Origin of the sequence: Burkholderia sp. E168m23, assembly GCF_016586125.1 — a bacterium.
Lineage (GTDB): Bacteria > Pseudomonadota > Gammaproteobacteria > Burkholderiales > Burkholderiaceae > Burkholderia > Burkholderia orbicola.
On record NZ_BCPP01000145.1, the window covers coordinates 1 to 10,053 of the forward strand.

Annotated in this window: 7 protein-coding genes; all 7 read left to right on the forward strand. The window is 65.7% G+C overall.

Annotated features, from left to right (window positions below; genetic code table 11):
• Positions 1-315: 315 nt before the first annotated feature.
• The 7 genes from scpB to truB all read left to right on the forward strand — a co-directional run bounded on the left by scpB (position 316) and on the right by truB (position 10,018).
• A complete protein-coding gene (gene scpB, locus JMF90_RS10375; protein WP_201316860.1) occupies positions 316-1,341 on the forward strand; it encodes an SMC-Scp complex subunit ScpB in 1,026 nt (341 codons plus the stop codon).
• A 60-nt stretch (positions 1,342-1,401) separates the two neighbouring features.
• Positions 1,402-3,165 carry a 23S rRNA pseudouridine(2605) synthase RluB gene (gene rluB, locus JMF90_RS10380; protein WP_201316861.1) on the forward strand — a complete coding sequence of 588 codons (1,764 nt, stop codon included), beginning with the start codon at positions 1,402-1,404 and terminating at the stop codon, positions 3,163-3,165.
• Positions 3,166-3,618: 453 nt separating this feature from the next.
• Positions 3,619-4,077 (forward strand): ribosome maturation factor RimP, encoded by a 459-nt coding sequence (rimP, locus tag JMF90_RS10385; protein ID WP_006476167.1) that lies wholly within the window; start codon positions 3,619-3,621, stop codon positions 4,075-4,077.
• Complete coding sequence (gene nusA, locus JMF90_RS10390) at positions 4,077-5,552, forward strand: transcription termination factor NusA (RefSeq protein WP_006476166.1); 1,476 nt, start codon at positions 4,077-4,079, stop codon at positions 5,550-5,552. The genes rimP and nusA overlap by 1 nt, the downstream gene beginning before the upstream one ends.
• A 91-nt stretch (positions 5,553-5,643) precedes the next feature.
• Positions 5,644-8,559, forward strand: coding sequence for a translation initiation factor IF-2 (gene infB, locus JMF90_RS10395; RefSeq protein ID WP_006476165.1), 2,916 nt, complete (start codon positions 5,644-5,646; stop codon positions 8,557-8,559).
• A 114-nt stretch (positions 8,560-8,673) separates the two neighbouring features.
• Complete coding sequence (gene rbfA, locus JMF90_RS10400) at positions 8,674-9,072, forward strand: 30S ribosome-binding factor RbfA (RefSeq protein WP_011545262.1); 399 nt, start codon at positions 8,674-8,676, stop codon at positions 9,070-9,072.
• A gap of 13 nt (positions 9,073-9,085) precedes the next feature.
• A complete protein-coding gene (truB, locus tag JMF90_RS10405; RefSeq protein WP_201316862.1) occupies positions 9,086-10,018 on the forward strand; it encodes a tRNA pseudouridine(55) synthase TruB in 933 nt (310 codons plus the stop codon).
• Positions 10,019-10,053: the final 35 nt, after the last annotated feature.

Consider the following 10,053-nt stretch of genomic DNA (forward strand, 5'->3'; position numbering starts at 1 on the left):
GCGACTACGCAGGTTCCTCGCGCACGGCGCGGGCGTTCGCTGAAGCGGGGACGGAGCGGGCGTGCCGCCGGGGCGGCGGCCTGTTTCGCTCATCTTTACGCACCGGGCGATTTTGCGTAATATGGCGTTCAGTCACGCGGTTCCGTCGTTGAGCCGTGCTGTTCCGTCCGGTTTGGGCCTGGCTTGAAGTTGATTCGCCGCCCCCGGTTCGTGCTCCCATCAATATGACCGATCAGAATCGGGCGAGCGCGTCTTCCGTTCCTTTCGTCTGTTTGTTGATCCGGTTCGTTTGACCACAGGGTCTGGCCTAGCTGCATGAATACCCAAGAGGCGAAGATCGTCCTCGAGACTGCTTTGATCTGCGCGCAGGAACCGCTGAAGCTCGGCGATTTGCGCAAGCTCTTTGCCGACGGCGTGTCGGCTGACACGGTCCGCACGTTACTCGAAGATCTGAAACAGGATTGGTCCGGCCGCGGTGTCGAACTGGTGGCGCTGGCGACCGGGTGGCGCTTTCAGAGCAAGCCGGCGATGCGTCATTATCTGGATCGCCTGCATCCCGAGAAGCCGCCGAAATATTCGCGCGCCGTGCTCGAAACGCTCGCGATCATCGCGTACCGGCAGCCCGTCACGCGCGGCGACATCGAAGAGATTCGCGGCGTCACGGTCAATACGCAGGTGGTCAAGCAGCTCGAGGATCGCGGCTGGATCGAGGTGATCGGTCATCGCGACGTGCCGGGGCGTCCGGCGCTGTATGCGACGACCAAGCAATTCCTCGACGATCTCGGCCTGAAGGCGCTCGACGACCTGCCGGCGCTCGAAGAGCCGGCCGCGAACATCGAGGCCGCGTTGCTCGCGCAGCAGGCCATGGATTTCGATGGTGACGTCGTGGTAGCCGACGACGCGGCGGCCGATGTGCCGCAGGCGCTGGCGGATGAAGCGCCCGCCGACGAGTCGGCCGAAGGGCCCGGCGATGTCGCGTCGACGCAGGAAATTCCGAGTCGCGATACGCTCGATGCTGATCGCGCGCAAACGGAACAGATGGAACAGGTTGGTGCCGAAGCAGTGCCGACCGGTGTGCAGCCCGAGCCGCAGCGTGCGGATTCGAGCGAGGAAGATCGCAAGCCGGCCGCCGAAGCGGCTGCCGGAGACGGAGCGGAAGCGGCCGGCGACATGCCCGGCGAGGCCGATCAGGCCGACGCCTCCCGCTCCCGTCCCGCGGACGACGAGACACTGGACGACACGTCCGACAGTCTCGCGGATGCCGTCCGAAGTGCCAGTGCGCCCATCGGCGCCGACGCGCTGCCGGACGACGAAGCAGAACCCGAACAGCGTCGCGCCTGATCGCGGCCAACTTCTTGCCGCGCCCGCGCCGGGCGCGAGACCTGACATTTTGAGGTTGTTTTGACAGATATCCACGATATTGAATCGTCCGCGCCTGCCGTGCAGGCAGCGCGTGCCGACGATGCGCCGGAGCAGGATGCTTCGGCCGCGGGTGGCGACGAGCGTCCCCGCCGCGGTCTGCGGCGCGGCCCGCGTAGCCTGATCGCGCGGCGTCGCGCGGCGGCCAAGTCGAAGGGCGCCGAAGGCGGCGAGCAGCAGGGTGCCGAGGGCGCGGATGCGCAGTCGGCCGAGGCCGCCGACGCGCAGCCGGCGCGTGCGCCGCGCAAGGAAGGCGCGGCCAAGGGCGGTCGCAAGCCGGCCGGCAAGCGCGAAGGCGCGGCGGCGGCCAAGGGCGGCCAGGCTGGCCAGGGCCGTCGCGGTGCAGCGAAGGCTGAAGGCGGCCCGGCGAAGGTAGCGGAAGGCGATGCGTCCCAGGACGAACTGTTCGCATACGTGACGTCGCCGGCCTTCGACGCGGACAACTCCGCGGGCGGCAGCGGCGTGCGTGCGCCGATGCTGCGCCGCGGCCGCGCCCAGCCGGCGAACAAGCGCGTGCTGTCGCCGGACGACGACGCGCCGAAGCTCCACAAGGTGCTCGCGGAAGCGGGCATGGGGTCGCGTCGCGAAATGGAAGAGCTGATCGTCGCCGGCCGCGTGTCGGTGAACGGCGAGCCCGCGCACATCGGCCAGCGGATCATGCCGACCGACCAGGTGCGGATCAACGGCAAGCCGGTCAAGCGCAAGCTGCCGAACAAGCCGCCGCGCGTGCTGCTGTATCACAAGCCGACCGGCGAAATCGTCAGCCACGCGGATCCGGAAGGCCGTCCGTCGGTGTTCGACCGTCTGCCGCCGATGAAGACGGCGAAATGGCTTGCGGTGGGCCGCCTCGACTTCAATACCGAAGGTCTGCTGATGCTGACGACTTCCGGCGATCTCGCGAACCGCTTCATGCATCCGCGTTACAGCGTCGAGCGCGAGTATGCGGTGCGGGTCGTCGGCGAGTTGGCCGAAGGCATGCGGCAAAAGCTGCTGCACGGCGTCGAGCTCGACGACGGTCCGGCGAATTTCCTGCGCATCCGCGATGGCGGCGGCGAAGGCACGAACCACTGGTATCACGTCGCGCTGGCCGAAGGCCGCAACCGCGAAGTGCGCCGGATGTTCGAGGCGGTCGGCCTGATGGTGAGCCGGCTGATCCGTACGCGTCACGGCCCGATTCCGCTGCCGCGCGGCCTGAAGCGTGGTCGTTGGGAAGAGCTTGACGACGCACAGGTGCGCAAGCTGATGGCGACCGTCGGTCTGAAGGCGCCGTCCGAGGAGAAGGGCAAGCGCGGCGGCGCTGCCGGTCCGACCGAGCGTCGCCAGCCCGATCCGATGCAGACGTCGATGGGCTTCATCAGCCGCGAACCGGTGCTGACGACGCACGGCCAACTCGACCAGCCGCGTCGCGGCGGTGGCCGACGCGGCGGGCCGGGCCTGCCGGGCCTGAGCGGCTACGGCAGCTTGCCGGTTGCGCCATCGGGTTACGGCAACCGCGCGGGCGGCGGCCGTGACGGCAATCGCACCGGTGGCGGCCGCGACGGCAACCGTGCAGGCGGCGGTCGCGATGTCGACGGCAATCGCGCGTCGTATGGCGCAGGCCCCAAGCGCGAGGGCGCGGGCGGCAAGCGCGGCGGCAGCAAGGGCGGTGGCAATCGCAATCCGAACGGCAATCGTGCCGACGGCGCCGGCAACGGTGGCCCGCGCGGCGGTCAGCGTCCGCAGCGCAGTCGTACGCGCAGCCGCTAAGCGTCTGTTGATTGGCGTACGTACGGCAGCGCAAAGCCGCCGATACGTCGGCGTGGCCGGCATCCGGCCGGCTTTGTCGATACGGCGCATTGCGTTGACGGGTTTCGGCTGCATCCATGTCGCGTGCCGCGACAACGATGATCACCGGTGCGGCAGGGTAGTACCGGTCGATCGGGCAGCCCGATTTCGCATTTTCGGTCCGTAAAGGCAGCCGACGCGCTGCTTTTACCGGCTGGCTTGGCGTTTGCGCCAAAAATCGCTATAATCGCGGAGTCGCTGGGCGTACGGATTCAATGTGCGGCTCAGGTGCGACCACCAGTAAGAAGATGGGCGTTCCGCCCATTTTTTTTTGCTGAAACGGTTAGGCATCTCGGGTAGCGCTTCCTGCGCCGGCTAAGGCGCGCGCCCGCGGGTGAATCGCGAGCGGCGGGCGCGAACACCTGAGAGGACACTGTGCAACTGACGGAACTGATAGAAACCACGGTCACCGGGCTCGGCTACGAGCTGGTGGAACTCGAGCGCACCGGGCGCGGCATGCTTTGCATCTATATCGATCAGCCTGCCGGCATCTCGCTCGAAGATTGCGAAAAGGTTACGCGTCAGCTCCAGCACGTCTTGACGGTCGAAAATATCGATTACGAACGGCTCGAAGTCTCGTCCCCGGGGCTCGACCGCCCGTTGAAGAAGCTGGCCGACTTCGAGCGCTTCGCCGGCAGCGAAGTTTCCGTGACCTTGAAAAAGCCGCTGGACGGGCGCAAGACGTACCGGGGCATTCTGCACGCGCCGAATGGCGAAACGATCGGTTTGGAATTTGAGGGGAAGAAGGGCGAGGCAGCCATGCTGGATTTCACGCTGGCCGATATCGACAAAGCCCGCCTGATTCCGCAAGTTGACTTTAGGAGCCGCAAATAATGAGTCGCGAAGTGTTGATGCTGGTGGATGCGCTGGCGCGCGAGAAAAACGTCGACAAGGATGTGGTGCTGGGCGCCCTCGAGGCTGCGCTCGCGTCCGCTTCCAAGAAGCTGTTCGACGAAGGCGCCGAAATCCGCGTCCATATCGATCGCGAAAGCGGCGAGCACGAAACCTTCCGTCGCTGGCTCGTCGTGCCCGACGAGGCAGGCTTGCAGGAGCCGGATCGCGAGATCCTGCTGTTCGAAGCACGTGAGCAAAAGCCCGACGTCGAAGTCGGCGAGTATGTCGAGGAACCCGTTCCGTCGATCGAATTCGGTCGCATCGGCGCGCAGGCCGCGAAGCAGGTGATCCTGCAGAAGGTGCGCGACGCGGAGCGCGAGCAGATCCTGAACGACTACCTCGAGCGTGGCGAAAAGATCATGACGGGTACGGTGAAGCGCCTCGACAAGGGCAACTTCATCGTCGAATCGGGCCGCGTCGAGGCACTGCTGCGCCGCGATCAGCTGATCCCGAAGGAAAACCTGCGCGTGGGCGACCGCGTGCGTGCGTACATCGCGAAGGTCGACCGCACCGCGCGCGGCCCGCAGATCGAGCTGTCGCGCACGGCGCCGGAATTCCTGATGAAGCTGTTCGAGATGGAAGTGCCGGAAATCGAGCAGGGCCTGCTCGAGATCAAGGCGGCTGCCCGCGACCCGGGCGTGCGCGCGAAGATCGGCGTCATCGCCTACGACAAGCGGATCGATCCGATCGGCACCTGCGTCGGCATCCGCGGTTCCCGCGTGCAGGCCGTGCGCAACGAGCTCGGTGGCGAAAACATCGACATCGTGCTATGGTCGGAGGATCCCGCCCAGTTCGTGATCGGCGCGCTCGCGCCGGCAGCCGTCCAGTCGATCGTCGTCGATGAAGAAAAGCATTCGATGGACGTCGTCGTCGACGAGAACGAGCTGGCTGTCGCGATCGGCCGCAGTGGTCAGAACGTTCGCCTTGCCGGCGAGCTGACCGGCTGGCAGATCAACATCATGACGCCGGACGAGTCCGCCCTGAAGCAGGGTGAAGAACGCGACCGGCTGCGTGCGCTGTTCATGGCGCGTCTCGACGTCGACGAAGAAGTTGCCGACATCCTGATCGACGAAGGCTTCACGAGCCTCGAAGAAATCGCGTACGTGCCGCTCAACGAAATGCTCGAAATCGAAGCGTTCGACGAGGACACCGTGCACGAACTGCGCAACCGCGCACGCGACGCGCTGTTGACGATGGCCATCGCGAACGAAGAAAAGGTCGAGAACGCAGCGCTGGATCTCAAGAGCCTCGACGGCATCACGCCGGAACTGCTCGCGAAGCTGGCCGAACACGGCGTGCAGACGCGCGACGATCTCGCCGAGCTGGCTGTAGATGAACTGGTCGACATGACCGGAATGGAAGAGGATGCCGCTAAGGCGTTGATCATGAAAGCACGTGAACATTGGTTCCAGTGAGAAATGACCATGGCGCACTGATTTGATGGCGGCCGTATGGCCTGACCCGATGCTAACCGCAAGGAATCGGTCCTTGCACTAAGAGGAATGAATGGCGAGTAACAACGTAGCCCAATTTGCCGCGGAACTGAAAATGCCTGCTGGTGTGCTGCTCGAACAGCTGCAGGCAGCGGGCGTCCAGAAAGCGAGTGAAGACGATGCGCTGTCCGAAACGGACAAGGCGCGTCTGCTCGATCATTTGCGCAAGTCGCACGGCGCAACTGACGGCGACAAGCGCAAGATCACGCTGACCCGCAAGCATACGTCGGAGATCAAGCAATCTGACGCGACGGGCAAGGCTCGCACCATTCAGGTCGAGGTTCGCAAGAAGCGTACGTTCGTCAAGCGCGACGACGTGGCCGAAGGTGCGGATCAGGGTCAGGCGCAGGTCGCCGAAGCGGACGACGATGCAGAACTGAAGCGTCGCGAGGAAGAGGCGCGCCGCGAGGCCGAGCTGCTCGAGAAGCAGGCGCAGGAGCTGCGCGAGCGTCAGGAACGCCTCGAACGCGAGGAAGCCGAACGTCGCGCCCGCGAGGAAGCGGCCGAGGCCGAGCGCCGTCGCGCCGAGGAAGAAGCGGCGACGAAGCGTGCCGCGGCGGAAGCCGCCGCAGCCCAGCAGCAGGCGGCAGCGCAGCAGGCTGCTGCCGAGCAGGAATCGACGCCGACGCAGTCCGCGCAGGACGAAGCACGCGCAGCCGCCGAACGCGCGGCCCAGCGCGAAGCGGCGAAGAAGGCCGAGGACGCTGCCCGTGAGGCAGCCGACAAGGCGCGCGCCGAGCAGGAAGAGATCAGCAAGCGTCGCGCGGCGGCGGAAGCCGAAGCCCGCGCGATCCGCGAAATGATGAACACGCCGCGCAAGGCCGTGGTCAAGGCAGTCGAGCCGCCGAAGCCGGTCGAACCGCCGAAGCCGGCCGAAGCGAAGGGCACGCTGCACAAGCCGGCGAAGCCGGAAGGTGCGCAGGCGCGTCCGGCCGTGAAGAAGCCGGCTGGCGCGGCGGCTCCGGCCACCACGCAGGCGCCGGCAGGCGCGGGCGACCGCAACAAGAAGCCGGGCGCAGGCAAGGGCGGCTGGCAGGACGACGCGGCGAAGCGTCGCGGCATCAAGACGCGCGGCGACTCGAGCGGCGGCGTCGACCGCGGCTGGCGCGGCGGCCCGAAGGGTCGCGGCCGTCACCAGGACAGCTCGACGTTCCAGGCGCCGACCGAGCCGATCGTCCGTGAAGTACACGTGCCGGAAACCGTGTCGGTTGCCGATCTCGCGCACAAGATGTCGATCAAGGCCTCGGAAGTCATCAAGGTGATGATGAAGATGGGCCAGATGGTCACGATCAACCAGGTGCTGGACCAGGAAACGGCGATGATCATCGTCGAGGAACTGGGCCACCGCGCGGTTGCCGCGAAGCTGGACGATCCGGAAGCGCTGCTCGTCGAAGGCGAATCCGGTACCGATGCGGAGCAGCTGCCGCGTCCGCCGGTCGTCACGGTGATGGGTCACGTCGACCACGGCAAGACCTCGCTGCTCGACCACATCCGCCGCGCGAAGGTTGCCGCGGGCGAAGCGGGCGGCATTACGCAGCACATCGGCGCTTATCACGTCGACACGCCGCGTGGCGTCATCACGTTCCTCGATACGCCGGGTCACGAAGCGTTCACGGCAATGCGTGCACGCGGCGCGAAGGCGACCGACATCGTGGTGCTGGTGGTGGCGGCCGATGACGGCGTGATGCCGCAGACGAAGGAAGCGATCGCCCACGCGAAGGCGGGTGGCGTGCCGATCGTCGTCGCGATCAACAAGATCGACAAGCCGGAAGCGAACCCGGATCGCGTCAAGCAGGAACTGGTCGCGGAAGGCGTCGTGCCGGAAGAATACGGTGGCGATTCGCCGTTCGTGCCGGTGTCGGCCAAGACGGGCGCAGGTATCGACGATCTGCTCGAGAACGTGCTGCTGCAGGCTGAAGTGCTGGAACTGAAGGCACCGGTCGAGGCGCCGGCCAAGGGTATCGTGATCGAAGCGAAGCTCGACAAGGGTAAAGGCCCGGTCGCGACGATCCTGGTGCAGTCCGGTACGCTGAACCGCGGCGATATCGTGCTGGCCGGTACGGCCTACGGTCGCGTCCGTGCGATGCTCGACGAGAACGGCAAGCCGACGAAGGAAGCCGGCCCGTCGATTCCGGTCGAGATCCAGGGTCTGTCGGAAGTGCCGGGCGCGGGCGAGGAAGTGATCGTGCTGCCGGACGAGCGCAAGGCGCGTGAAATCGCGCTGTTCCGTCAGGGCAAGTTCCGCGACGTGAAGCTCGCGAAGCAGCAGGCCGCGAAGCTGGAAAGCATGCTGGAGCAGATGGGCGAAGGCGAAGTGCAGAACCTGCCGCTCATCATCAAGGCAGACGTGCAGGGTTCGCAGGAAGCGCTCGTGCAGTCGCTGCTCAAGCTGTCGACCGACGAAGTGCGCGTGCAGATCGTGCACAGCGCGGTCGGTGGCATCAGCGAAAACGACGTCAACCTCGCGACGGCATCGAAGGCGGTCATCATCGGCTTCAACACGCGTGCGGACGCACAGGCACGCAAGCTGGCCGAGGCGAACGGCATCGATATCCGCTACTACAACATCATCTACGACGCAGTGGACGAGGTGAAGGCGGCGATGTCGGGCATGCTGGCGCCGGAGAAGCGTGAAGTCATCACCGGCATGGTCGAGGTGCGCCAGGTCTTCAAGGTACCGAAGATCGGCACGGTCGCCGGCTGTATGGTCACCGACGGTATCGTCAAGCGCTCGTCGTCGGTTCGCGTGCTGCGCAACAACGTCGTGATCTTCACGGGCGAACTCGAATCGCTGAAGCGCTTCAAGGACGACGTGAAGGAAGTCAAGCAAGGCTTCGAGTGCGGTATGTCGGTGAAGAACTTCAACGACGTCACCGAAGGCGACCAGTTCGAAGTATTCGAAGTGACCGAAGTCGCACGTACGCTGTAATCGTCGCGTATCGGCTCTTGGGCGGGGCAGGCTTGGGCCTGTCCCGCCCATTTTCATGGTGGCGTGCCGACAATGGCCGCCGCTTCATCCTGATAAACGGATCACGGATCGATCATGTCCAGGAAACGTACTTCCCCCAATCGCAACGTTCAGATCGCCGACCAGATTCAGCGCGATCTGTCCGAACTCATCATGCGCGAGGTCAAAGATCCGCGCATCGGCATCGTGACCATCCAGAGCGTGGAACTGACGCCGGACTATGCGCACGCGAAGGTCTACTTCACGGCGCTCACCGGCGATCCGGAGAAGACGCAGGAGGCGCTGAACCATGCGTCGGGTCACCTGCACAACCTGCTGTTCAAGCGCTTGCACATTCATACGGTGCCGACGCTGCATTTCCACTACGACCAGACGATCGAGAAGGCGGTCGAAATGTCGCGCCTGATCAAGGAAGCGAACTCGACGCGCGCGAAGGACGACGACGAGGCCGACACGCCTGCCAAGGACGATTGAGTTCGACCGCCCTATGACGAATGCAGCATCCCCACGTCCGCGCGTGCCCCGGCGCGTGCTGGACGGCGTTCTCCTGCTCGACAAGCCGATCGGCCTGTCGAGCAACGATGCGCTGATTCGCGCAAAGCGCCTGCTTCTCGCGAAGAAAGCCGGTCACACCGGCACGCTCGATCCACTGGCTTCGGGCCTGCTGCCGCTGTGCTTCGGCGAGGCGACGAAGTTCTCGCAGGACTTGCTCGACGCCGACAAGACGTATGAAGCGACGATGCGTCTCGGCCAGCGTACGGCCACCGGCGACGCGGAAGGCGAGGTGATCGACACGCGGCCCGTCGAATGCGATCGCGCGGCGGTGGAGGCCGCGCTCGTGCGCTTCACCGGCGACATCGTGCAGGTACCGCCGATGTATTCGGCGCTCAAACGCGACGGCAAGCCGCTGTACGAATATGCGCGGGCCGGCCAGACCGTCGAGCGGGAAGGTCGCAACGTGACGATTCATGCGCTCGATCTGCTCGCCTGCGAGCTGCCCGACGTGACGTTTCGCGTGACCTGCAGCAAGGGCACGTACGTGCGTACGCTCGCGGAAGATATCGGTGAAGCGCTCGGCTGCGGTGCGCATCTGACGATGCTGCGCCGCACGGGCGTCGGCGCGCTGACGCTCGAGCATGCGGTGACGCTCGATGCGCTGTCGGACGCTGCCGAGGCGGCGCGCGATGCATGGCTTCAGCCGATCGATGCGTTGCTGTCGACGTTTCCGCTGGTGCGTCTCGACGAAGCCAGCGCGAAGCGGTTCCTGCACGGCCAGCGTCTGCCGCTGTCGGCGCTCGAGCCGATCGTCGCGGCCGATGGCGAGCGCGTGCGCGTGTACGACGCCACCCGGTTGCTCGGCGTGGCGCGCAAGGCGAATGGCGTGCTCGCCCCGGAACGGCTCGTCGTGACGGCTCAATGACGCAGCAGCGCACGCAAGTGCGCGCGGCAGAATGC